Annotated in this window: 26 protein-coding genes and 2 riboswitches; of the genes, 16 read left to right on the top strand and 10 right to left on the bottom strand. The window is 71.6% G+C overall.

All coding sequences use genetic code 11. The features are described from left to right. Positions 1–7 precede the first annotated feature (7 nt). Positions 8–129: riboswitch (TPP riboswitch) on the top strand. The 4 genes from thiC (at position 123) to ACH54P_RS33460 (ending at position 3327) form a co-directional block, all read left to right on the top strand. Further along, positions 123–1760, top strand: a complete 1638-nt coding sequence (gene thiC / locus ACH54P_RS33475; RefSeq protein WP_489907298.1) for a phosphomethylpyrimidine synthase ThiC — start codon at positions 123–125, stop codon at positions 1758–1760. It overlaps the preceding riboswitch by 7 nt. Further along, complete coding sequence (thiD, locus tag ACH54P_RS33470; RefSeq protein ID WP_489907297.1) at positions 1757–2563, top strand: bifunctional hydroxymethylpyrimidine kinase/phosphomethylpyrimidine kinase; 807 nt, start codon at positions 1757–1759, stop codon at positions 2561–2563. The genes thiC and thiD (ACH54P_RS33470) overlap by 4 nt, the downstream gene beginning before the upstream one ends. 240 nt (positions 2564–2803) lie before the next feature. Further along, the gene (locus tag ACH54P_RS33465) at positions 2804–3088 is read left to right on the top strand and encodes a zinc-binding dehydrogenase (protein WP_489907296.1); all 285 of its coding nucleotides are present in this window, start codon (positions 2804–2806) and stop codon (positions 3086–3088) included. After that, positions 3049–3327: a zinc-binding dehydrogenase gene (locus ACH54P_RS33460; RefSeq protein ID WP_489916778.1), complete on the top strand. Its 279-nt coding sequence runs from the start codon at positions 3049–3051 to the stop codon at positions 3325–3327. Before ACH54P_RS33465 ends, ACH54P_RS33460 begins: the two co-directional genes overlap by 40 nt. Here ACH54P_RS33460 and ACH54P_RS33455 read toward each other — a convergent pair. After that, positions 3324–4334: a phosphatidylinositol-specific phospholipase C domain-containing protein gene (locus ACH54P_RS33455; protein ID WP_489907295.1), complete on the bottom strand. Its 1011-nt coding sequence runs from the start codon at positions 4332–4334 to the stop codon at positions 3324–3326. The two genes, ACH54P_RS33460 and ACH54P_RS33455, sit on opposite strands and share 4 nt — an antisense overlap. A gap of 111 nt (positions 4335–4445) precedes the next feature. Between ACH54P_RS33455 and thiD (ACH54P_RS33450) the strand changes: the two genes are divergently transcribed. Both thiD (ACH54P_RS33450) and ACH54P_RS33445 read left to right on the top strand, forming a co-directional pair. Further along, a complete protein-coding gene (gene thiD / locus ACH54P_RS33450; protein WP_489907294.1) occupies positions 4446–5273 on the top strand; it encodes a bifunctional hydroxymethylpyrimidine kinase/phosphomethylpyrimidine kinase in 828 nt (275 codons plus the stop codon). 59 nt (positions 5274–5332) lie between these two features. After that, positions 5333–6136 (top strand): ion transporter, encoded by an 804-nt coding sequence (locus tag ACH54P_RS33445; RefSeq protein WP_489907293.1) that lies wholly within the window; start codon positions 5333–5335, stop codon positions 6134–6136. 10 nt (positions 6137–6146) lie between these two features. On the opposite strand, the gene ACH54P_RS33440 is transcribed toward ACH54P_RS33445, so the two are convergent. From ACH54P_RS33440 to thiO, 5 genes are all read right to left on the bottom strand, one after another. After that, the gene (locus ACH54P_RS33440) at positions 6147–6275 is read right to left on the bottom strand and encodes a hypothetical protein (RefSeq protein ID WP_489907292.1); all 129 of its coding nucleotides are present in this window, start codon (positions 6273–6275) and stop codon (positions 6147–6149) included. An 88-nt stretch (positions 6276–6363) separates the two neighbouring features. Next, the gene (locus ACH54P_RS33435) at positions 6364–6792 is read right to left on the bottom strand and encodes a MarR family winged helix-turn-helix transcriptional regulator (RefSeq protein ID WP_003101725.1); all 429 of its coding nucleotides are present in this window, start codon (positions 6790–6792) and stop codon (positions 6364–6366) included. Positions 6793–6889: 97 nt separating this feature from the next. After that, the gene (locus tag ACH54P_RS33430) at positions 6890–7648 is read right to left on the bottom strand and encodes a thiazole synthase (RefSeq protein ID WP_489907291.1); all 759 of its coding nucleotides are present in this window, start codon (positions 7646–7648) and stop codon (positions 6890–6892) included. 1 nt (position 7649) lies between these two features. After that, positions 7650–7850, bottom strand: a complete 201-nt coding sequence (thiS, locus tag ACH54P_RS33425) for a sulfur carrier protein ThiS (protein WP_489907290.1) — start codon at positions 7848–7850, stop codon at positions 7650–7652. Further along, positions 7850–8923 carry a glycine oxidase ThiO gene (thiO, locus tag ACH54P_RS33420; protein WP_489907289.1) on the bottom strand — a complete coding sequence of 358 codons (1074 nt, stop codon included), beginning with the start codon at positions 8921–8923 and terminating at the stop codon, positions 7850–7852. The genes thiS and thiO overlap by 1 nt, the downstream gene beginning before the upstream one ends. Then, positions 8917–9022: riboswitch (TPP riboswitch) on the bottom strand. It overlaps the preceding gene by 7 nt. A 31-nt stretch (positions 9023–9053) precedes the next feature. Between thiO and thiE the strand changes: the two genes are divergently transcribed. Then, complete coding sequence (gene thiE / locus ACH54P_RS33415; protein WP_489907288.1) at positions 9054–9713, top strand: thiamine phosphate synthase; 660 nt, start codon at positions 9054–9056, stop codon at positions 9711–9713. 191 nt (positions 9714–9904) lie between these two features. Here thiE and ACH54P_RS33410 read toward each other — a convergent pair whose 3' ends face one another. Continuing rightward, positions 9905–10630, bottom strand: a complete 726-nt coding sequence (locus tag ACH54P_RS33410; RefSeq protein WP_489907287.1) for a hypothetical protein — start codon at positions 10628–10630, stop codon at positions 9905–9907. A 146-nt stretch (positions 10631–10776) separates the two neighbouring features. On the opposite strand from ACH54P_RS33410, the gene ACH54P_RS33405 reads away from it, so the two are divergent. Further along, on the top strand, positions 10777–11727 hold the full coding sequence (locus ACH54P_RS33405; protein ID WP_489907286.1) for a threonine ammonia-lyase: 951 nt from the start codon (positions 10777–10779) through the stop codon (positions 11725–11727). A 15-nt stretch (positions 11728–11742) separates the two neighbouring features. Here the strand turns inward: ACH54P_RS33405 and ACH54P_RS33400 are convergent, their stop codons facing one another. Together ACH54P_RS33400 and ACH54P_RS33395 are read right to left on the bottom strand one after the other, a co-directional pair. Beyond that, on the bottom strand, positions 11743–13272 hold the full coding sequence (locus ACH54P_RS33400) for an MFS transporter (RefSeq protein ID WP_489907285.1): 1530 nt from the start codon (positions 13270–13272) through the stop codon (positions 11743–11745). A gap of 42 nt (positions 13273–13314) precedes the next feature. Beyond that, the gene (locus ACH54P_RS33395; protein WP_489907284.1) at positions 13315–14070 is read right to left on the bottom strand and encodes a GntR family transcriptional regulator; all 756 of its coding nucleotides are present in this window, start codon (positions 14068–14070) and stop codon (positions 13315–13317) included. Positions 14071–14218: 148 nt separating this feature from the next. On the opposite strand from ACH54P_RS33395, the gene ACH54P_RS33390 reads away from it, so the two are divergent. Together ACH54P_RS33390 and ACH54P_RS33385 are read left to right on the top strand one after the other, a co-directional pair. Continuing rightward, positions 14219–15265: an SIS domain-containing protein gene (locus tag ACH54P_RS33390; RefSeq protein ID WP_489907283.1), complete on the top strand. Its 1047-nt coding sequence runs from the start codon at positions 14219–14221 to the stop codon at positions 15263–15265. Beyond that, entirely contained in the window at positions 15262–16275 is a 1014-nt protein-coding gene (locus ACH54P_RS33385; protein WP_489907282.1) for an N-acetylglucosamine kinase, read from the top strand. Before ACH54P_RS33390 ends, ACH54P_RS33385 begins: the two co-directional genes overlap by 4 nt. 53 nt (positions 16276–16328) lie before the next feature. Here ACH54P_RS33385 and ACH54P_RS33380 read toward each other — a convergent pair whose 3' ends face one another. Then, positions 16329–16991 (bottom strand): DUF3159 domain-containing protein, encoded by a 663-nt coding sequence (locus tag ACH54P_RS33380; protein ID WP_489907281.1) that lies wholly within the window; start codon positions 16989–16991, stop codon positions 16329–16331. Between the two features lie 269 nt (positions 16992–17260). Between ACH54P_RS33380 and ACH54P_RS33375 the strand changes: the two genes are divergently transcribed. From ACH54P_RS33375 to ACH54P_RS33350, 6 genes are all read left to right on the top strand, one after another. Next, positions 17261–18082, top strand: coding sequence for an SGNH/GDSL hydrolase family protein (locus ACH54P_RS33375; RefSeq protein WP_489907280.1), 822 nt, complete (start codon positions 17261–17263; stop codon positions 18080–18082). Between the two features lie 232 nt (positions 18083–18314). Next, positions 18315–19055 carry an OmpA family protein gene (locus ACH54P_RS33370; RefSeq protein WP_489907279.1) on the top strand — a complete coding sequence of 247 codons (741 nt, stop codon included), beginning with the start codon at positions 18315–18317 and terminating at the stop codon, positions 19053–19055. Between the two features lie 14 nt (positions 19056–19069). Then, entirely contained in the window at positions 19070–19468 is a 399-nt protein-coding gene (locus ACH54P_RS33365) for a hypothetical protein (RefSeq protein WP_489907278.1), read from the top strand. A 56-nt stretch (positions 19469–19524) separates the two neighbouring features. After that, positions 19525–20001 (top strand): DUF6932 family protein, encoded by a 477-nt coding sequence (locus ACH54P_RS33360; RefSeq protein WP_489907277.1) that lies wholly within the window; start codon positions 19525–19527, stop codon positions 19999–20001. Next, positions 19998–20882, top strand: a complete 885-nt coding sequence (locus ACH54P_RS33355; RefSeq protein WP_489907276.1) for a hypothetical protein — start codon at positions 19998–20000, stop codon at positions 20880–20882. Before ACH54P_RS33360 ends, ACH54P_RS33355 begins: the two co-directional genes overlap by 4 nt. A gap of 307 nt (positions 20883–21189) precedes the next feature. After that, positions 21190–21855 carry a DUF4190 domain-containing protein gene (locus tag ACH54P_RS33350; protein ID WP_489907275.1) on the top strand — a complete coding sequence of 222 codons (666 nt, stop codon included), beginning with the start codon at positions 21190–21192 and terminating at the stop codon, positions 21853–21855. The last annotated feature ends 271 nt before the right edge of the window (positions 21856–22126 follow it).

Genomic DNA, 22126 nt, shown 5'->3' with positions numbered 1-22126 from the left:
GGGGGCACAACACCAACGCGGGAGCTCGCGCCATGGCGGGCTGAGAGGGCGACTTGCACTTCGCAGGCGTCGCCGACCGCATGAACCTGACCGGGTAATGCCGGCGTAGGGAGTGAATGTCGTTGACGACACTGGAAAACAATGCTGCCGTCTCCGTGACGACCGGGCCGATCACCGGCTCGCGCAAGGTGTACCACCAGACCGAATCCGGGCTCCGCGTGCCGGCGCGCCGGATCGACCTCTCCAACGGCGAGCACTTCGACGTCTACGACACTTCGGGCCCGTACACCGATCCCGAAGCGGACATCGACGTCCACAGTGGACTGCATCGGCTGCGGGCGGGCTGGGCCGACGGCCGGGAGCACAACACCCAGCTCGGGTGGGCCAAACAGGGTGTCATCACCCGGGAAATGGAGTACATCGCGGCCCGCGAGCGCGTCGAACCCGAGTTCGTGCGCGACGAGGTCGCCCGCGGCCGCGCGGTGATCCCGGTCAACCGGAAGCACCCCGAGTCCGAGCCGATGATCATCGGCAAGAACTTCCTGGTGAAGATCAACGCCAACATGGGCAACTCGGCCGTCTGGTCGTCGGTCGAAGAAGAGGTCGACAAGATGGTGTGGGCGACCCGCTGGGGCGCCGACACGATCATGGACCTGTCCACCGGCAAGCGGATCCACGAGACGCGCGAGTGGATCGTGCGCAACTCGCCGGTCCCGGTCGGCACGGTGCCGATCTACCAGGCCCTCGAAAAGGTCGACGGGGAACCGGAAAAGCTGTCGTGGGAGGTCTACCGCGACACCATCATCGAGCAGTGCGAGCAGGGTGTCGACTACGTCACCGTGCACGCCGGCGTGTTGCTGCGCTACATCCCGCTGACCGCGCGGCGCGTCACCGGGATCGTCAGCCGCGGCGGCTCGATCATGGCCGCGTGGTGCCTCGCGCACCACCAGGAATCGTTCCTGTACACGCACTTCGAGGAACTCTGCGAGATCCTGCGCCAGTACGACGTCACGTTCTCCCTCGGCGACGGCCTGCGTCCCGGCTCGATCGCCGACGCCAACGACCGCGCCCAGTTCGCCGAGCTGGAAACCCTCGGCGAGCTGACGCACATCGCGCGGTCGCACGACGTCCAGGTGATGATCGAGGGCCCCGGGCACGTGCCGATGCACAAGATCAAGGAGAACGTCGAGCTCGAGGAAAGGCTCTGCGGCGAGGCGCCGTTCTACACCCTCGGTCCACTCGCGACGGACATCGCGCCCGCGTACGACCACATCACCTCGGCCATCGGGGCCGCGCAGATCGGCTGGTACGGCACGGCGATGCTGTGCTACGTCACGCCGAAGGAGCACCTCGGCCTGCCGAACCGCGACGACGTCAAGACCGGCGTGATCACGTACAAGATCGCCGCGCACGCCGCCGACCTGGCCAAGGGGCACCAGTACGCGCAGGAATGGGACGACGAGCTGTCGAAGGCGCGGTTCGAGTTCCGCTGGAACGACCAGTTCAACCTCTCGCTCGACCCGGACACCGCCCGCTCGTTCCACGACGAGACGCTGCCCGCGGAGCCGGCCAAGACCGCGCACTTCTGCTCGATGTGCGGGCCGAAGTTCTGCTCGATGCGGATCACGCAGGACGTCCGCAAGTACGCCGAGGAGCACGGTCTGTCCACTGTGGAGGCCATCGAGGCCGGCATGGCGGAGAAGTCGGCCGAGTTCGGCGAGCACGGCAACAAGGTCTACCTGCCCGTGGTGGGGCAGTGACCGGCACTCCCCGGACCGCCCTCACCATCGCCGGATCCGACTCCGGCGGTGGTGCGGGCATCCAGGCGGACCTGCGTACGTTCTTCGCCAACGGCGTGCACGGGCTGGTCGCGCTGACCGCGGTCACCGTGCAGAACTCCCTGGGCGTGCAGGGGTTCACCGAGATCCCGGCCGACGTCGTCACCGCGCAGATCAAGGCGGTGGCGTCCGACATGGGCGTGCACGCGGCCAAGACCGGCATGCTGGCGACCGCGGAGATCATCCGTTCGGTGGCCAAGACGCTGGACGAACTCGGCATGGACTTCCCGCTGGTGGTCGACCCGGTGGCGGCGTCGATGACCGGGCACGCGCTGCTGCGGGAGGACGCGCTGGAGGCGATCCGCACCGAGCTGTTCCCGCGCGCGACCCTGATCACGCCGAACCTCGACGAGGTCCGGCTGCTGACGGGGATCTCCGTCGTCGACGCGGCCTCCCAGCGCGAGGCCGCGGAGGCGTTGCTGGCCTTCGGGTCCCGCTGGGTCCTGGTCAAGGGCGGCCACATGCAGGGGACGGCCGAGTGCGTGGACCTGCTTTCGGACGGCCGTGACCACGTCGAGCTGAGCGGCCCGAGGTACGTCACGGAGAACACCCACGGCGGCGGCGACACCCTGGCGTCGGCGATCACGGCGTCGCTGGCGAAGGGCGCTTCGGTGCCGGACGCCGTGGCCGCGGGCAAGCGGTTCATCGAGCGCTGCGTCGCGGAGGCCTACCCGCTGGGCGCGGGGGTGGGCCCGGTCTCGCCGTTCTGGGTGCTGGACCGCTGAAGCTGCTTGTTGGTGGGTTTCGGCGGGACCGGCCTACTCCACGCTGATCACTTCGATCTCGCAGCCGCGGATGATCACGCGGTCGGAGGCGGCGGGCAGCTCCGGGCCGGCCGGATCGGGCGAGTCTTCGGACTCGGACTCCGGGTTTCCCGTTTCGGCTTCTCACCGGTCGCTGGGTGCTGGACAAGGGCTAACGCACCGGCTGCAGCTCCCGGCCGTCGTACTCCTGCCGCGCAGGGCGTGGTCGACGTCGGGAACGTCCACGGCGGACAGCGCGTGTTCGTCGACGCCGCCGCGGGCGGGGTCGGTCACCTCGCCGTGCAGATCGCCAAGGCGCGCGGTGCCCACGTGATCGGCACGGCCAGCGCCAAGAAGCACGGCTTCCTGCGCGAGCTCGGCGTCGACGAGCCGATCGACTACCACGACCAGAACCCGGCCACGTCCGATGTGGACGTCTACTTCGACTCGTCGGCGAGGAGAGCGACCTGCGCCGGCTCCCGGCCATCAAGGAGGGCGGCCTGCTGATCGGCGTGCCCAGCGGCGTCGGCGAACGCGTCGAGCAGGCGTCGGCCGGACGCGGCGTGCGGGTGTCCCGGATCCTCGTCGAGCCGGACCGCGGCGGGCTGCCCGGCCTCGTCGAGCTCATCGAGGCCGGGCAGCTGCAGGTCCGCGTCGAGCGGACCTTCCCGCTGGAAGACGTCGCCAAGGCGCACGAGCTGGGGGAATCCGGCCGGGTGTCCGGGAAGCTCGTGCTCACCGTCTAACCCCTGGCGAGCACCTGGGGCAGCACCGTCGTGAGCCCGGTCCAGTCCGCCGTGACGACCGACGCGTGCTGCTTCGCCAGCTCGGCGACGCGCTGGTTGGCCTGGTCGACCGTCGGGTTGTGCGCGTCGATCGCCGGGGCGACGTTCTGCGCGTCGGTCATCACGACGTAGTAGTGGTTGGCGTCGTACCACCACGGCCCGGTCTGCGTCACCCACGCGTTCGCGTCGCCGTCGAACACCACGAACCACGGCTTGAGGTCGGCGGTGTACTTGTCCCGCGGGTCACCGCCGGCCGCGCCGTGCACGGTCGGGAAGATGTTCGCGTCGCCGAGCCGGCCCGCGTTCTTGAGCCCGACCAGGTACCGCGCGTACTCGACGTCGGTCTTCAGCGTGTCGGTCGAGTTGCCCTCCTCGACCGTGCCCGGGATGACCTCGGTGATCACCCGGCCCCGCAAGGCGTCCACGGACGGCCAGTTGTCCGCCTTGGCGGCGTCGTCGAGCGTGGCGTAGCCACCGAGCAGCTCGGCCGGGCGGAACGCGACGCTGCCGAGGTGCGCGCGGAACGTGGCGTCCAGCTCGTCCGGGCCCATGCCGGTGTTGTCCGAGAAGCCCGTCTTCATCTCCAGCTTCAGGGTGATCGGCGTGTGCCCGGGGTGGGCCGCCAGCCAGATCCGGATGTCGTCGAGGCAGTACTCGAGGTTCTTGTTCTTCCCGCCGGAGTACAGCTGCGCCGCCGAGGTCGCCGCGACGCAGTTGTTGTTGTTCCCCAACGGGTTCGAGTGGCTGACCTTCCACTCGTGGGTGAAGAAGTCCGGCCAGACGTCCAGCTCGATCAGTGACGAACCGGCGTCGAGCGCCCGGGCCAGGTAGTCGTAGGCCGCCGGGTCGTACGTGTTGTGCACGCCGACGGTCGTGACGTGGGACAGCTTGGGACTGTCCGCATGGGCAGCGGTCGCCCCGGAGAGCGTCAGAGCGGCCGTGAGGAGTACCACCGAGAAGAGCTTCATCCAGGCTCCTTCGCCCGTGAACTGGTGAGTAGCCCACACAATGTGCCACCGTGGTGGACTGTTGATGAAGGAAAAGCGGCCGATTGGCCTAGACCAGAAGTCGGGAAGAGAATGACCACGAGCCCGCCCACCGCGTTGACCATCGCCGGATCGGACTCCGGCGGTGCCGCCGGGCTGCAAGCGGACCTGCGCACCTTCCTGACCTGCGGCGTGCACGGCCTGGTCGCCGTCACCGCCGTCACCGTGCAGAACACCCTGGGCGTGCACGACCGGGCCGACCTGCCGCCGCACATCGTGGCCGGGCAGATCGAGGCCGTCGCGGCGGACATGGGGGTGAACGCGGCGAAGACGGGCATGCTGGCGTCGGCGGAGATCATCAACGCCGTCGCGGCCGCGTGCGACAAGGCGGGGATCGGCCGGGACGAGAAGATCCCGTTCGTCGTCGACCCGGTGGCGGCATCGATGCACGGGCACCCGCTGTTCGACGAAGCCGGGCTCGTGGCGCTGCGCGACGAGCTGCTGCCGCGCGCGACCGTGCTGACCCCGAACCTCGACGAGGTCCGGCTGCTCACCGGGATGACCGTGACCGACCGCGAGGGCATGCACACCGCGGCCGTGGTGCTGCACCGGATGGGGCCGCGGTACGTCCTGGTCAAGAGCGGCCACCTGCAGGCCGACCCCGAGTGCGTCGACCTGCTCTTCGACGGCTCGACGTTCGTGGAGCTGCCCGGCCGGCGGTACGCGACGCCGCACACGCACGGCGCGGGCGACACGATGGCGTCGGCGCTCACCGCGGGCCTGGCGAAGGGGATGTCCGTGGTCGAGGCGGCGAGCTACGGCAAGTGGTTCGTCTCGCACGCGGTCGAGCACGCGTACCCGATGGGCGCCAAGGTCGGCCCGGTGTCCGCCTTCTGGCGGCTGGCACCCGAGGAGCGCTGAGTAGGCGTCCGGTTACCATCCCTGCGTTTACTGATCCTTGAACCCAGCAGGGGGCGGCCTTGACCGGACGCGAGCGGGTGGCGAAGGTCCTCGAAGACCGCCGCTTCCAGAACTTCGTCATCGCCGTGATCGTGTTCAACGCGGTCACGCTCGGCATGGAGACATCGACGTCGCTGATGGACGGCTACGGCGGACTCCTGCACGCGCTGGACCACCTTGCGCTGGGCATCTTCGTCGCCGAGCTGCTGGCGAAGTTCTACGCCTACCGCGGCGCGTTCTTCCGCGACAACTGGAACGTCTTCGACCTGCTGGTCGTCGGCATCGCGGTGATCCCGGCGACGGGGCCGTTCGCGGTGCTGCGGTCGCTGCGCGTCCTGCGCGTCCTGCGGCTGATCTCGGTGGTGCCGTCGATGCGCAAGGTCGTCTCCGGGCTGCTCGCCGCCATTCCCGGCATGGCGTCGATCGCCGCGCTGCTCGCGCTGATCATCTTTGTGGCGGGCGTGATGGCCACGAAGCTGTTCGGCGGCATCTCGCCGGAGAACTTCGGCGACCTCGGCACGTCGCTGTTCACGCTGTTCCAGGTGATGACCGGCGAGGCGTGGCCGGACATCGCGAAGGAGATCATGGTCCAGGCGCCGACGGCGTGGATCTTCTTCGTCGTCTACATCCTGGTGTCCAGCTTCGCGGTGCTGAACCTCTTCATCGCCGTCGTGGTCAGCGGCATGGAGGACGAGCTGCGCGAGGACATCCGCGAGGAAGAGGCGAAGCAGGCCGAAACCCAGGCCGCCGCGAACCGCGAAATCCTCGAAGAGCTCCGCGCGCTGCGCGCGGAGCTCGCCGAGCTGCGGCAACAGGCCGCTTAGTCGTCCGCGATCAGGGCTTCTTCCGGGCCCGACGGCCCATGATGGTCCCCCCGATCACGGCCACGAGAGCGATCACCACGAGCACGCCGCCCATGGGGCCATCGGGAAACCAAATCGCGGCCAGCGTCGAGTCCACCACGCCTACCTCCCCAGGTGTTCCGGTCGACGGTCGACCAGCGTGCGGAGGGAGTACCCGCTCGGCCGGCGCGCCACACCCGAGGCGCGTCCTAGTCGTCCGCGATCAGGGCCTCGAGCGCCGGGATCGCCGCCGTCAGGGCTTCGCGGTGCTCGGGCGAGAGCCGGTCGAGCCGCCGGTTCAGCTCCTGCACCCGGGTCGACCGGACGCCGGAAACCAGCCGCTCGCCCTCCTCGGTCGCCTTCGCCAGCCACGCCCGCCGGTCGACCGGGTCGGACTCCCGGCTGACGTACCCGGCCTCGACCAGGGACGCGATGATCCGCGACATGGTCGCCGCGGCGACGCCCTCCTTGGCCGCGAGGTCACCCAGCCGGAGCTGGCCCGCGTGCACCAGCGTCGCCAGCGCCGAGATGGCGCCGTGGCCCGGCCCGGGCACGCCGGCCTGGCGCAGTGACCGGGACAGCCTCCCGACGGCGAGGTACAACCTGCCCGAGACGTCCTGGACCGAGGTGCTGGTCACGGCTGGCTCCTTCTGCCCTGCCCCGCCGCGGGTGCGCCGGAAAGTGCCGTCCACCTTACGGGTTCGCGGTGCGGGTTCGGCGTGAAGCCACTCCGGTTCACCGGGGTGGACTCGACGCCTGCGCCCAGAAGCGCTGCGGCACCCGACCCGCGCCGCGGGCCAGGCGACCGGCGGCGACGCCCGCCCGCATCGCCGCGGCCATCCGTTCCGGATCCGCCGCCCGGGTGACCGCCGTGGACAGCAGGACGGCGTCGCAGCCGAGCTCCATCGCCAGCGTCGCGTCCGACGCCGTGCCGATTCCGGCGTCCAGGATCACCGGGACGCCCGCCCGCGAAACGATCAGCTCGATGTTGTGCGGATTCCGGATGCCGAGGCCGGTGCCGATCGGCGCGCCCAGCGGCATCACGGCGGCGCAGCCGGCCTCCTCCAGGCGCAGCGCGAGCACCGGGTCGTCGTTCGTGTAGGCGAACACGGTGAACCCGTCGGCGGCCAGCCGTTCGGCGGCGTCGAGGGTTTCGAACGGGTCCGGCAGCAGCGTCCGGTCGTCGGCGTGCACCTCGAGCTTGATGAGATCGGTACCGAGCGCCTCGCGCGCGAGCTGCGCGGTGAGGACGGCTTCGGCGGCCGTGCGGCAGCCCGCGGTGTTCGGCAGCAGCTCGATACCGAGCCGGTTCAGGAGCTCGAGGACGCCGGAGCCGCCTTCGGCGTCGGCGCGGCGCATGGCGACGGTCGTCAGCTCGGTCCCGGACGCGACCAGCGCGCGTTCGAGCACGGCCAGGTTCGCCGCGCCGCCGGTGCCGATGATCAGCCGGGACGTCAGCTTGGTGGTGCCGATGACCAGCGGTTCTTCGTCCATTTCAGCCTCCCTGGACCGCGGTGAGCACGTCGACGCCCGCGCCCTTGGGCACGGCGGTGGTGGGCCAGTCGCTCCGGCGGACGACGACGCCGTCGACCGCGACGGCGATCCCGGGCCGCTGCCCGCCCGTCGCGTCGAGGACGTCCGCGACGGTGGCGCCGTCCGGGAACTCCGTCCACGTCCCGTTGAGCTTGATCTCCATCACACGCGCTCCTTCTGGTGCAGGCGGGCGGGCGAAGCCGCTTCGACGCCTTCGGGCGGCTTTTCCCCCTCGAGCCAGGCGACCACGGCGTCCGCGGTCACGGGGGCCATCAGCAGTCCGTTGCGGTGGTGCCCGGTCGCGGCGTAGACGCCGTCGTCCAGGACGCCGAGGTACGGCAGCGCGTCCCGGCTGCCGGCCCGCAGGCCCGCGGCGGTCTCGGCCAGCTCGTACTCGGTGATCGCGGGGAAGACGCGCTCGGCGCCCTCGATCAGCTCGCGCACGCCGCGCGCGGTGACGGCCTGGTCGAAGCCCGCCTCGTACTGCGTGGCGCCGAGGACGAGCTCCTGGTCACCGCGCGGGACGAGGTAGATCGGGCGGCCCTCGACGACGGCGCGGACGGTGTGCACCGGCGGCGGCAGGCAGCCGCGGCGGGGCTTGAGCCGGAGGATCTCCCCCTTGAGCGGGCGCACGGCGTCGGCGAGCTGCGGGTGCAGCCGCCCGGTCCAGGCGCCCGCGGCGAGCACGACGGCTTCGGCGTCCGGCACGGATCCGACGCGCTCGCGGACGAACCGGACGTCGTGGTTGACGCAGGCCGCGTAGAGCGCGTTGAGCAGTTTCCGGTTGTCCACGGCCAGGTCGCCGGGCACGTGGAGTCCACTTCGGACGGACCCGACCCCGGGCTCGAGGCGCTTGGTCTCCCGGCCGGTGAGCCGGTCCGCGGCGCGGCCGATCGAGCGCAGGTAGCCGGCGAGGATGTCGAGGTGACCGGCGTCGGCGCTGTCGAACGCGACGACCAGCGTCCCGTGACCGGCCAGACCGGGGTCGACGCCCTCCTGGGCCAGGTCGCTCGCGAAGCCGGGCCAGCGGCGAAGGGACTCTTCGCCGAGCCTGAGGACGTCCTCCTCGCCGGGCCAGGCCTCGGTGACCGGCGCGAGCATGCCGCCGGCCAGCCAGGACGCGCCGCCGCGGGCGGGTTCGGGGTCGTAGACCGTGACGGGGTGGCCCTGCCGGGCCGCACGCCACGCCGTGGACAGGCCGATCACGCCGCCGCCCACCACTGCCAGGTTCGTCATGGGATCACGCTCCCTGCGCCGGCATGACCCGGATCAGGTTCCACGGTCGGAGCGGCAGCTCCCTCTCAGCCCGTGCCTCGGGCTCCCGTGCGGACCCCACCACCCTAACGCGGGAGGTACGGTCGCCGCTATGCCCGCCCTTTCCGGTGACAAGATCCGCGCCCGGCTCGACGCCGCGCGCCTGTACCTGTGCACGGACGCCCGCACGGCCCGTGGCGACCTCGCGGAGTTCGCCGACGCGGCGCTGGCCGGCGGCGTCGACGTCATCCAGCTGCGCGACAAGACCGGTGCCCTGGAAGCCGCGGGAGAGATCGCGGCACTGGAGGTGCTGGCCGAGGCGTGCGCGCGGCACGGCGCGCTGCTGTCGGTGAACGACCGCGCGGACGTGGCGCTGGCGGTCGGGGCGGACGTGCTCCACCTGGGCCAGGACGACATCCCCGTGCCGCTGGCCCGCCGGATCCTCGGCGAGGACGTCGTGATCGGCCGGTCGACGCACTCCCTCGACCAGGCGCTCGCGGCCGCCGCGGAGCCCGGCGTGGACTACTTCTGCACGGGCCCGTGCTGGCCGACGCCGACCAAGCCGGGCCGCCCGGCGCCGGGCCTGGACCTGGTCCGTTCGACGGCGGCGGCCGCCCCGGACCGGCCCTGGTTCGCGATCGGCGGCATCGACGCCGAGCGCCTGCCGGAGGTCCTCGACGCGGGCGCGACGCGGATCGTGGTGGTCCGGGCGATCACCGAGGCCGAGGACCCCGCCGCCGCGGCCCGGGCATTGCTGGGCCGACTGCCCTGAGGGGCTCGCCGGGTGGGTGCTCAGGGGTCGTCGGCGGCCCGGGCACTGCTGACCCACCTCACCTGAGGCCCGGGTTCACGGGGGTGGGTGCTCGAGGTCATCGACGGTCCGGGCCTGCTGACCCACCTCACCTGAGGCCCGCGAGGTGGGTGCTCGGGCTCGTCGACGGCCCGCCCGGCCCGCGAGGGGACTCAGGGCGTGGAGGTCGGCGCGGCCTTGCTGGTCGGCGGGGTTGTCGTCGCCGGGGCCGAGGTCGACGGCTGCTGGGTCGTCGTGCTCGGGGTCGTTGTCGGTGACTGGGTCGACGTCGTCGGGGCGGTCGAGGTTTCGGTCGGGCTGGTCGGCGTCTCCGTCGGGGACACCTGGGTGTCGTCCGTCGAGGTCGTGGGGGTCGTGGCCGGGGTCTTGTCCGTCCCGCCGCCACCGCTGCCGAGGATCTTGCCGATGCTCGAACCCGTGCCGCCGCCGATCTGGGTGCCCGTCGCCGACTCGAACCCGACGATCGCCAGGATCGCCACCGCGAACGCCGCCACGCTCGTGCCGATGATCAGCGGCCAGCGCAGCTTCCGCCACCGGCCCGGCCCCTCCTCCGGGGGCTTCGCCAGCTGGACCGTCGGCTGGTCGGTGATCGGCACGTCCGGACCGGCGGGCCCCCGTCGCCGGATGCCGGACGTCGCGAGCTCACGCGCCTTCAGCGCCGCCTCCCGGGTGCGTTGCAGCGAGCGGAGGTACAGCTCGCTGCCGACCGTCGACACCACGCTCGCCACGCCCGCGCCGACCACCGTGCCCGCCACGCCGAGCGTCGAGCCCAGCAGCGCCGCGGTCACCGCCGCCAGCGCCGCCGCCAGTACCTGCGCGATCCGCAGGCCGGACTTTTCTTCCTTCGCTTCGGAAGTCGCTGCGTTCTCCTTGCTCATGGTCCCGATCCGGTAGTAAGTCATCTCCCCTGTCCAACGTGTAAGGCGCGCGAGGAACTCCCCACGTTGCCCCGACGTGAGAAGCACCACTCCGACTGTCCATAATAGACAGTGTCGATCGCACGTTTTCTTGACATACTCGGCCGATGGAACTGGTGACGATCTCAGACATCGAGGCCGCCGCGAAGCGCGTCGAAGGTGTCGCCGTGCGCACGCCCTTGCTGCTCCAAACGTGGGATCCCCGCAAAACCCTGTGGCTCAAACCCGAAAGCCTGCAGCCGATCGGCGCGTTCAAGGTGCGCGGCGCGTTCAACGCGATCGGCACCCTCGACGACGAGGCCCGCGCCCGCGGCGTCATCGCGTACTCGAGCGGCAACCACGCGCAGGCGGTCGCGTACGCGGCGCAGCAGTACGGCGTGCCCGCGGTGATCGTCGTGCCGGACGTGGCACCGCGGATCAAGGTCGAAGCCACCCGCTCCTACGGCGCCGAGGTGATCGAGGTGCCGATCGGCGAGCACGAGGCGAAAGCGCACGAACTGGCCGCCGAACGCGGGCTGACCCTCGTGCCGCCCTACGACGACGCGGCCATCATCGCCGGGCAGGGCACGGTGGGCCTCGAGATCGCCGAAGACCTCCCCGACGTCGAGGTCGTGCTGGTGCCGGTGAGCGGCGGCGGGCTGGCCTCCGGCGTCGGCGCCGCGATCAAGGCCCGCTGCCCGCGGGCGCGCGTCGTCGGCGTCGAGCCCGCGCTGGCCGCGGACGCGACCGAGGGGTGGCGCCTGGGCCGCCAGGTCGACTGGCCGATGGCCGACCGCGCCCGCACGATCGCCGACGGCCTGCGCGCACAGCCGTCCGAGCTGACCTTCGCCCACCTGCGGAAGGTCGTCGACGACATGGTGACGGTCACCGAGGACGAGATCCGCGAGGCCATGCGCACGCTCGCCCGGAAGGCCCGGCTGGTCGCCGAGCCCAGCGGCGCGGTGGCGACGGCGGCGTACCTGTTCCGCGCCGGGGAGCTGCCCGCGGGCCGCACGGTCGCCATCGTGTCGGGCGGCAACGCCGACCCGGCGCAGTTCGCCGAGATCCTCGCGGGCTAGGAGCCGCAGGTCACGTCAGGAGCCCGCGACCGGGGTCCCGCCGCCGCGGACGTGCGTCGGCGGGCCCTCCACGCCGCAGTGGTAGCACTCGCCCAGGTGGGGGCACTCGTCGTCGGGTTTCCCGGCCGGCTCGGACGGTGGCTCGAGGACGCCGTTGTGGATGCCCAGCGCGATCAGGCCGCCCGCGATCGCGAGCGCCGCGCAGATGACCAGCGCCACCCGCCAGCCCGCGGTGAGCGCCACCGGGTCGGCGTACGCCTCGCCGGTCAGCCCGGCCGCGGCGGGCAGCACCGCCACCGCCAGCAGGCCGCCGGACCGGGCGATGGCGTTGTTGACGCCGGAGGCGACCCCGGCGTAGCGGTCGGGGGCCGCGGCGAGCACCGTCGCGGTCACCGGGGCCACGACGATCGCCAGGCCGAGGCCGAACACGGCGACCGCGGGCAGCACCGTGCCGAGGTAGGACGCGCCGGGCGCGATGCGCAGCATCAGCAGCATCCCGGCGCCGACGACGATCGGGCCGACGACCAGCTGGGCGCGCGGGCCGATGCGCTGGGCGAGAGCCCCGGACCGGCCGGAGAGCAGCAGCATGATCACCGTCAGCGGCAGCCCGGCCAGGCCGGACGCGGTCGGCGAGTAGTGGAGCGACACCTGCAGCTGCATGACCAGCAGCATCATGACGCCGCCGAGCGCCGCGTAGACGACGAACGTCAGGGCGTTCGACAGCGTGAAGGTGCGGTCGCGGAACAGCGACGGCGGCACGAGCGGTTCGGCCGAGCGGTGCTGGACGACGACGAACGCGGCGAGCCCCGCGATGCCGAGCACGCCCGCGACCAGCACGATCGGGTCGCCGATGCCGCGTCCCGGCGCCTCCACCAGCGCACCGGTGACGCCGGCGAGGCCGAGCGCGCCGAGCGCGGCGGCACCGAAGTCCGGGTGCCCGGTCGCGTCCGGGTCGCGGGACTCGGGGACGAACCGCCGGGCCATCAGCACGACGACGACCGCGATCGGGACGTTGATGAGGAACGCCAGCCGCCACGACCACACCTGGACGAGCAGGCCGCCCAGCAGCGGCCCGGCGGCGGCCGCGATGCCGCCGAGGCCCGACCATGCGCCGATCGCGCGGGCGCGGGCGTCGTGCGCGAAGGACGACTGGAGGATCGCGAGCGAACCGGGCGTCAGCAGCGCGCCGCCGATGCCCTGCAGGATCCGGGTCACGACGAGCATCTCGGTGGTCATCGCGGCGGCGCACAACCCGGAGGCGACGCCGAACCAGACGACCCCGATGAGGTACATGCGGCGCCTGCCGTACCGGTCGCCGAGCGAGCCGGCGACGAGGATCAGGGCGGCGAGCGCCAGCATGTAGCCGTCGAGGATCCACTGGAGCCCGGCGACGGAAGCGTTCAGTTCGGCGCCGATGCGCGGCAGGGCGACGTTGACGATGGTGCCGTCGAGCATCGCCATGCCCGAGCCGAGGATGGTGGTGGCGAGCACCCCGCGCGCGGCGTGGGTTCCCCACCGGATCCCGGTGTCCTCTGTGGCTGTCACCGGCTCACCTCACCGCGCGCGCCGACCGCCGTCAACCGCGGGTCACGGCAGGAGCGTCGTGACGAACTTGTACCGGTCGCCCCGGTAGACCGAACGAGCGTATTCGACCGGCTTGCCGTCGGTGGCGAACGAGTGCCGGGTCAGCCGCAGCACCGGCATGCCGACGTCCGCGCCGAGCATCTCCGCCTCTTCCGGCCCGGCGAGCGACGTCTCGATCGACTCCTCGGCGCGCTCCAGCTCGACCCCGTACTGCTCGCGTAGAACGGCGTACAACGACCCGCCGGACGAGACGTGCTTGCGCAGCCCGCGGAAACGGCCGAGCGGCAGGTGCGAGGTTTCCAGGGCCATCGGCTGGGAGTCCGCCAGTCGAAGGCGTCGAAGGCGAAGAATTTTCGCACCAGTACGGATTCCGAGCAGTTTCGCGAGGTCACCCTCGACCGGGAGCTCCTCGACTTCGAGCAGCTTCGACGACGGCTTCAAACCCTGGCGCCGCATGTCCTCGGTGTAGGAGGACAACTGCAGCCGCTGCGCGAGCTTCGGCTCGGCCGCGAAGGTGCCTTTTCCCTGCACACGGTGCAGGCGGCCCTCGGCGGTCAGGTCGGCCAGCGCCTGGCGCACGGTGGTGCGGGAGACCGTGAACTCGCCGGCGAGCGCGCGTTCGGTCGGGATCGGCGACCCGGGCGGCAACACGTCCAGGAGGTCGAGGAGGTGCTGTTTCAGTGCCCAGTACTTGGGCTCGCGCTGCCCGCGCATCCCGGCGACGGCGCCCGCCTCGCCCGTGGTGGTGGTCTCCAACATGCCCGACTCCCTATGTCTTCCCTCATCGCACGCCACGTCCCCGTAAGAAACGTACCCTTTTCCCCAAACGCGCCGCCCCACTAACATTGGTCTAGACCTGACCGACGCCGCCTGAGTCCGGTACATAATGCCGGAGGTGGAGAGGAAAATGATGACCGAACAACGGCCCGGCGAGCACATGGCCGCGGAGATCGCCCAGCAGCCGGACGTCCTGGCCGGACTGGTCGAGCGTCAGGCGGAAATCGCCGGGGTGGCGGAAAAGATCTCACACCGGCCCCCGCGCTTCGCTTTGCTCGCCGCGCGTGGATCGAGCGACCACGCAGCGTTGTACGCGAAGTACCTGATCGAGGTACTCCTCGGCCTTCCGGCGGGTCTGGTTTCCCCGTCCACGGCGACCCTGTACGGCGCGCGCCCCGATCTTCGGGACGTGCTGTTCGTCACGGTCAGCCAGAGCGGTGGCTCGCCCGACCTGATCGAGGTGACCGAAACGGCGCGGCGCCAGGGCGCGCTGACGGTGTCCGTCACCAACACGCCGGACTCGCCGCTGCGGGCGGCGTCCGAGCTCGGGGTGGACATCGGCGCGGGCGTCGAGAAGGCGGTCGCCGCGACCAAGACGTACTCCGCGACGCTGATGGCGCTCTACCTCCTGATCGACGCGGTGCGCGGCGGCAAGGCGGCCGACGCCGAGAAGATCGGGGAACTGGCGCAGCAGACCCTCGACGGCGCCGCCGAGGGCGTGCAGCGCGCGGTCGACCGGTACCGCTTCGTCGACCGGGTCCTCACCACCGGCCGCGGCTACTCCTACGCCACCGCGCTCGAAGGTTCGCTCAAGCTCGCCGAGACCAGTTACCTCGCCGCCCGCGCGTACAGCGGCGCGGACCTGCTGCACGGCCCGGTCGCGGCGGTCGACGGCGAAACCGCCGTGCTCGCGGTGACCAGCGCCGGGCACGGCGGCCGGGCGATGCACGAGGTCCTCGAGGCCGTCGGCAAGCGCGGCGCGGACGTCCTCGCGGTCGGTTCGGCCGCCGCCGAGGTGCCCGCGGCGCTGCGCATCGACGTCGCGCCGACGGCCGAGGAGCTGGCGCCGATCCTGGAGATCCTGCCCATCCAGCGGATCGCGCTGGGCCTGTCGCTCGCCCGCGGCGGCGACCCGGACAGCCCGCGCGGCCTGCTGAAGGTGACCAAGACCCGGTGAGCTTCGCGATCGGCGTCGACGCCGGTGGCACGTCGACCAGGGCCGCACTGGTCGACGCCGCCGGCGCGGTGCTGGGTACCGGGCGCGGCGACGGCGCCAACCCGAACGCGCACGCACCCGAGGTCGCCGCGGGCCGGATCGCCGACGCGATCACCGCGGCGCTCGGCGCGCACGACCCCGGCGCCGTCCGGGCGTGCGTCGTCGGCATGGCGGGGGTGAGCAAGCTGAGCGACCCCGCGGTGGCGGCGGTGTTCGACGCCGCGTGGGCGCGCGTCGGGCTCACCGGCGTGGTCCGGACCGTCGCCGACGCCGAAGTCGCGTACGCGTCGGCGACGTCGGCGCCCGACGGGACCGTGCTCGTCGCGGGCACGGGCTCGATCGCGGGCCGGATCCGGAAGCGGCGCCTGGCCGGCACGGCCGGCGGTTACGGCTGGCTGCTCGGCGACGAGGGTTCCGCGTTCTGGCTCGGCCGCGAGGCCGTCCGTTCCACTTTGGAGGCCCTCGGCCGCGGCCGCGCCCTCGACGGGCTGCCGTCGGCGGTGCTCGAGACGGCGCTCGGACTGTCCGGTTTGGACGTCCGGACGGACGCCGAGCGGCTCGCCGCGTCGCGGGCGCTGATCACGACGGCCAACGCCGAGGCGCCGGTCCGGCTCGCCCGGTTCGCCCCGTTGGTGAGCGCCGCGCACGACGCGGGCGAGCCCGCGGCCCGCGAAATCGTCGCCCGCGCGGCCGAGCTCCTCGTCGCCAACGCCCTCGCCGCACGGGAGCCCGGCGAGTCGACCCCGGTCGTGCTCGTCGGATCTGTGCTGACCGGAGAGAGCCCGGTCGGCGCGCTCGTGCGCCGTGGTTTGTCCGGTCTCGAGGTGCTGACCAGCTCGGATGGGGTGCTGGGAGCGGCCTGGCTCGCCGCCGTCGACGCGTTCGGCGAAGGGGTGGTCAGACCAGTATTTTCGGCGACTTTGAGCAAAACGCCGCCCGAAGACGCGAAAACGTCGACTGAACCCGGGTAGTCCGGGTAACGTAGGCACCGGCCCCCGGACCCTCCCCCTCGCCGGGGGCCGCCTTATGTCCCGGGTACGTCGTCCGGGTGGGTTTCCGGGGCCAGCCGCAGACCGGGGTGCTCCGGCGGCAACGCCCGGTAGAGCACCCAGCCACTCACCGCGACGGTCAGCGCCACCAGCGGCCACGACAGCACCGTGCGGGCCACGCCGAGCGCGATCACCTGGCCGGACCACCACAGCAGGCCGTAGACGACGACGCGCAGCGTGTACTGGCCGAACACCCACACCCAGCTGGCCCGCGAGTACGCCTTCAGCAGTACCGGGTCGCGCCGCCAGCGCGTCTTCTGGCCGAGCACCAGCCCGACGACGACGCCGAGCAGCGGCCAGCGGACCACGATGCTGGCCGCCCACAGCAGGGCGCTGGCCACATTGGACATCAGCTGCAGCAGGAAGAAGTCCTGGGCGCGGCCGGTGTGCAAGGCGATCAGCGCGGCCGCGACGACGGCGGCCAGGCTGACCACCAGCGCGCGGATCTTGCCGCCGCGGGCGATCCGGTAGCCGCCGAGCCCCACGGCGACCGCGATGGCGGCCCCGGCGCCCCACGCGATGGACTGCCCGGCCGCGAGCCAGCCGACGACGAAACCGACGGGCGGGATGCTGGCGTCGAGGGCGCCTCGGCGGCCGCCGAGGATCTGCGCGAGCGACTCACGGGGTTCTCCGGACACCTGTCCAGCCTGCCGGATCCCGCCCGGGAGGCTCCGGGGAGGGAGATCTTCGCCACACCGGGTGCCGGGTTTGCCTTCGAGTGTGCTGTTTCACGGCATGCCGGAGGTGAAGACTACGTAATAGAGAGGCGGGGAAGGCCGACAAGATAAGACACTGTTACCGCAGGCTGAACAGCCGAGGTGGTAGCGGGGGGAAGGCCCCACGGTTAGTTGGGGTGTACAACTACATGTCGGGGAACGTCGGCCGCAGGATGGGAAGGGGACCCAACGTGTACGGAATCGACAGCTATGTAGCCCTCGGTGACAGCTTCACCGAGGGGCTCAACGACCCCCTGCCGGACGGCTCCTTCCGGGGCTGGGCCGATCGGCTGGCGGAGATCCTGGCGGCCGGCAGGCCCGACTTCGAGTACGCGAACCTGTCGCTGCGCGGCAAGATGCTCGACGAGATCCTGAACGAGCAGCTGCCGATCGCGCTGGAGCTGAAACCCGACCTCGTCACGCTGTGCGCGGGCGGCAACGACATCATCGTGCCGGGCGCGGACGTCGACGCCGTCACGGAACGCCTGGAAGAAGGCGTCGCGAAGCTGCGCGAGGCGGGCATCCCGGTGCTGATGTTCAACGGCCCGGACACCAAGGTGCTGTCGGTGATGTCGGTGCTGCGCGGCAAGGTGGCCATCTACAACACCCACCTGTGGGCGATCGCCGAGCGCCACGGAGCGCGGATGGTCGACCTGTGGGCGATGGGTCCCCTGCACGACCGCCGCGCCTGGAGCGACGACCGGCTCCACTTCTCCCCGGAGGCCCACCGCCGGATCGCCCTGAAGGCGGCCGAGGTCCTGGGGATCCCGGTGGAGGGCGACTGGCGCGAGCCGTGGCCGCTGGAGGAGGTCCAGAGCCGCTGGCTCGACTCCCGGCGGTCGGACCTGACGTGGACGAAGGTGCACCTCCTGCCCTGGATCCGCCGCCAGCTCCGCGGCCAGTCGATGGGCGACGGGTTGTCGCCGAAGCGGCCCCAGCTCGCACCGCTGGTGCCGCTGGACGTGCTCGACGGGCCGGACAGCCCCCAGGCTCATCAGCAGCAGGCCAGCTGAGGTTGTGCCAGAGGTGCTGTGAAGGCCTCCTTGAGGGACCCTGAGTCCTTGAAGGAGGCCTTCACGGCTTTCGGTGCCCGGCTGAAGGCCCGGGTCGGCCGCCTCCGACGGAACGTGCCCAACCGATCACATCCCCGCCAGTTGTCCACATGTCGACTTGCCTGGGGACAACTTGTGGATCGCCACCCTTCCTCCGCTCGCCATCCCGCGTCACCCGGCTTACAGTCCCCTTATGTCCGGTGGTTGTCGCTGGATCCTCGTGGTCCCGATCGCGGTGCTGGTCACGGCACTGCTCGCGGGGGTCGTGACCTGGGCGCAGGCCGGGAACATCCAGCGCGCCCTGACGTCCGAGGCGCAGTCGGCCCTCGCCGCCGCCGGGTTGCCGCCGGGCAACGTCAGCTTCGACGGCCGGGACGCCACCCTCAGCGGCTTCCCGCCCGGCCAGGCGCTGCGGGCCCTCGAAGTCGTCCAGCGTCTCGACGGGGTCCGGGCCGCCCGGTTCGAAGGCGACGTCGTTCCGGTGGCGCCGAGCTCCAGCGCGCCGACGTCGAGCTCCAGCGTCCCGCCGACCACCAGCAGCCCGCCGCCGACCACCACCACGACCGCGCCGCCGCCCACCGACAAGGCCGGCGTGCAGGCCGAGATCGACCGGATGCTCGCCGAGGCGCCGATCACCTTCGAGCCGGACACCGCCCGGCTGACCCCCGAAGGCGAACAGGCCGCCCGCGACATCGCGATCGCCCTCGCCAAGTCGCCGGAGGGCTTCCGGTACCGCGTCACCGGCCACGTCGCCCGCGGCCCCGGCGGCGAAAGCGCCGCGCTGAAACTCTCCCGGGACCGCGCCAGGGCCGTCGCGCGGATCCTCACCACCAACGGGCTGACGGCCAAGCGCGTGACCTACCGGGGGCTGGGCGACACCCGGCCGGCCACCGGCGGCGAAGAAGACCGGCGCGTCGAGATCACGGTCGTTTGAGGGGTGAGTAGCAGATGGTGTGGCTGTTCGGGCAGATCTGGCTGTGGCTGATCATCGCCTTCGCCCTCGGCGCGCTCACGTCGTGGCTCGTCCTGCGCGCGGCGCAGCGCCCCAAGCACCACCCCGAGCCCGAACCCGAGCCCGAGCCGCGGTACGAACCCGAGCCCGAGCCGCTGGCGGCCGAGCAGACGCAGTTCATCCCCGCGGCGTGGATGCAGCACGGACCCGACCGGCCGCGCCAGGACGTCGACGAGGATGCCGAGGAGCCCGTCGGCCACCGCGAAGGTCATCTGCCGCTGCCCCCGCAGCGCGGGGCCCAGGACGAGGACTGGCCCACCGAGGAGGAACCGGCCTGGCCGGAGACCGAAGAGGCGACCCCGCGGTGGCCGCAGCAGCCTGGGCGCGGTAGCTGACACCCATCCTGGTAAATTCGGCTACGCACTGTGAGCGAGGCAACGGAGGGGGTGGCGTGGCGCTCCCCCATTGGACGTCGCAGCAGGTCCTGCCACCGGGCCGCCACGCGGGCGACCTCGCCGACGTCTACGAACGCCTGGTCTTCGACGCCCCGCACCAGAACGACCGCGAGATCCTGTTCAGCGCGCTCAACAGCTACCTCGGCGTGGCCCGCCGGATCATTCCGACCGGCCGGGCCTGGATCGGCGGCGAGCTGATCATGCGGACCGCGCACCCGCCGCGCAGCCTCGACGTCGTCCTCATCCCGGACGAGTGGGGCGCGCTCAAGCGGCTCGACGACGCCGGCCGCTCGGCGCTGTACGGCCTGCTCACCCTGCGCGGGGTGATCGTCGGGCAGCCCGCGATGTACCTCGACCAGGTGCAGCCGGTGGGCGGCATGCTGGACGGCTTCCTGTGCCGTCCCGGCGACGAAGACGTGTGGGCCGAGGTCTGGGCCGAAGGCGGCAGGGGCTACCCGGAGATGATCTGGTGAGGAACGAGTTCCGGCGCATCGCCGACGAGATCCCCGGCGGCACGTGGCTCGACGACCTGGCCCGCGCGTCGGCGATGGCGGCGAACGCCAAGTTCGAGCGGACGTCCCGGTCGCCGCTGCTGCACGTCTCGGTGATCGGTGAACAGACCATCGACGCCTACACCTTCTCCGACATCAGCCGGGCCCTGCAGGACGCCACCGCCAAGATCGGGCACATCATCCGGAACCCGGCCGGCGAGGTCACGATCGTCCAGCAGGCCGACCGCGACAAGGCGCCGCTGATCCAGCGCGGCCAGGCGGGCAACGCGATCTTCTTCGGCTTCCCCGAGCTCGACGTCTCCGACGACGCGCTGATCGTCGACGGCATCGAGACGCTGTCCGAGCGCGCCGTCAAGGAGCTGTGCGACTTCCTGCCGGCGAACGGGTCGGACGACGGCGCGCTCGACGCCGTGCTCCTGCAGCGCGACACCGTCCGCAACGCGGTGAGCGACATCGTCAACGCCGTGGCGAAGAACGCCGGCATCGGGATGGCCTTGACGCCGACGTCGGGCGAGCAGGTCACCCGGAGCATGACCACCGAGCAGGCCCGGATCCTGCAGGGCAGCCTCCGGGAGTCCCGGGAGGAGGTCGGCTACGAAACGGTGCGCGGACGGCTGGACGGCGTCCGCACCCGGCGGCGGATCTTCTACCTCGACCGCGAGTCGGGCGGGACCATCCAGGGCGCGGTGGCGCCGGACCTGCTCGACGAGATCAAGGAGAACCTCGACCGCCCGGTGACCGCCCGGCTGCGCGTCGTGCGGACGACGACGATCGACGGCCGCCGCGGCCGGCCCGTCTTCGAACTCCTCGAAATCACCCCCGAAGTGAGTCTTTTCGACTGAGAAGTCCGATCTACGACTTTCGTCGGGGCGGGCGTACCGACTGTCGTCGTAGGCCTCACGGCGGTGCCGGGATGTCCGTACGGTATTTACGCTCTACCCGCTGCGAGGTCGCAAAAGGCCGCGTCGAACAGTGGGAACTCCGATATTCTTCCCATTGATCACCTGGCCACACCCTGCGCGCGATGTCAGGAAATACCGATACCCGCCGCAAAATGGTGGGACAATGACTTTTTCCAGAATGTAACAATTTCGTTCGGGGCCACACTTATGGGTTAACGTCGTCGCACTCCCACCCGAAGGGGCCCGCATGATGACCGACCCGCAGTACCCGCCGACCACCGCGCGCCACGGCAGGCCCGCGCCGCCGGTGACGGCCACGGAGCGTCGTCAAGCCAACGCGAAGCCCGGGCGGAACATCCTGGCGATCGTCGGCCTGCTGCTGGGTGCGGCCGCGCTGGTCGTCACGTTCGTCCCGGACATCGGGTTCGTCGCGTGGCCGCTGGGCGGGATCGGGCTGGTCCTGGCGGTCGTCGGGCTGGTCCAGGTCAAGAAGGGCACCGTGGGCGACCGCGGGCTGGCGATCACCGCCACCGCCGTCTCGGTCGCGGCGCTGCTCTCGACGGCCGGGATGCTGGTGTACTCGACCTTCCTCGGCGGCGGCGAGTCCGGGCTGCACCTGCCCGCGGTGGCCGGCGACAAGCACGCCGTGGTCTTCCAGGTCACCTCCGCCGGCGGCGCCACCGTCCGCTACGGCAGCCTCAGCGACCAGCGCACCGAAAACGCCCCCGCCAGCACCGACGCGTGGGAAGGCGCGGCCTCGTACAACAATGGTTCGTACCTGCTCACGCTGACCGCCGACACCCGCAATTCGAACGTGGACAACGAAATCCGCTGCGCCATTCTGGTCGACGGCAAGAAGGTCGCGGAAAACAGCGGGACGACGATCGCGCTCTGCACCGCGAACGTGGGCTGAGCCCCAGGCCCGGGTGCCTGGCGACCGGCCGGCCTACCCCCATCTCGGCCGGCCGGGCCGCCACGAGCCGCTCCTGGCGGCTCCCGGCCCCGCCGCGGTTTCCCGCGTGGGGCCCGGCGCCGGCGTCTCAGCCTGCCCCTCCCCTAGGGCTCTGCCGGCACCGCCGAACCTACGCGGACGCCGCCCGCGCGCACTAAGAATCCACTAAGGATTCACCGGCCGTCGCGGGCCGTGACCCATTCGCAACCGAAATTCTCCCCACCAATCCGGA

The organism is Amycolatopsis sp. N2S4-7 (assembly GCF_058119595.1).
The sequence above is the reverse complement of the archived record's forward strand: the minus strand, read 5'-3'. Positions and strand labels throughout refer to the sequence as shown.

What these genes read in the sequence shown, in the direction of transcription:
- ACH54P_RS33350 (WP_489907275.1), top strand. Translation starts at nt 21,190, where the DNA reads ATGATGACCGACCCGCAGTACCCGCCGACCACCGCGCGCCACGGCAGG.
- ACH54P_RS33455 (WP_489907295.1), bottom strand. Translation starts at nt 4,334, where the DNA reads ATGAAGCTCTTCTCGGTGGTACTCCTCACGGCCGCTCTGACGCTCTCC.
- ACH54P_RS33395 (WP_489907284.1), bottom strand. Translation starts at nt 14,070, where the DNA reads ATGTTGGAGACCACCACCACGGGCGAGGCGGGCGCCGTCGCCGGGATG.
- ACH54P_RS33390 (WP_489907283.1), top strand. Translation starts at nt 14,219, where the DNA reads ATGATGACCGAACAACGGCCCGGCGAGCACATGGCCGCGGAGATCGCC.
- ACH54P_RS33405 (WP_489907286.1), top strand. Translation starts at nt 10,777, where the DNA reads ATGGAACTGGTGACGATCTCAGACATCGAGGCCGCCGCGAAGCGCGTC.
- thiS (WP_489907290.1), bottom strand. Translation starts at nt 7,850, where the DNA reads ATGGAGATCAAGCTCAACGGGACGTGGACGGAGTTCCCGGACGGCGCC.
- thiE (WP_489907288.1), top strand. Translation starts at nt 9,054, where the DNA reads ATGCCCGCCCTTTCCGGTGACAAGATCCGCGCCCGGCTCGACGCCGCG.
- thiD (WP_489907294.1), top strand. Translation starts at nt 4,446, where the DNA reads ATGACCACGAGCCCGCCCACCGCGTTGACCATCGCCGGATCGGACTCC.
- thiO (WP_489907289.1), bottom strand. Translation starts at nt 8,923, where the DNA reads ATGACGAACCTGGCAGTGGTGGGCGGCGGCGTGATCGGCCTGTCCACG.
- ACH54P_RS33370 (WP_489907279.1), top strand. Translation starts at nt 18,315, where the DNA reads ATGTCCGGTGGTTGTCGCTGGATCCTCGTGGTCCCGATCGCGGTGCTG.
- ACH54P_RS33410 (WP_489907287.1), bottom strand. Translation starts at nt 10,630, where the DNA reads ATGAGCAAGGAGAACGCAGCGACTTCCGAAGCGAAGGAAGAAAAGTCC.
- ACH54P_RS33365 (WP_489907278.1), top strand. Translation starts at nt 19,070, where the DNA reads ATGGTGTGGCTGTTCGGGCAGATCTGGCTGTGGCTGATCATCGCCTTC.
- ACH54P_RS33430 (WP_489907291.1), bottom strand. Translation starts at nt 7,648, where the DNA reads ATGGACGAAGAACCGCTGGTCATCGGCACCACCAAGCTGACGTCCCGG.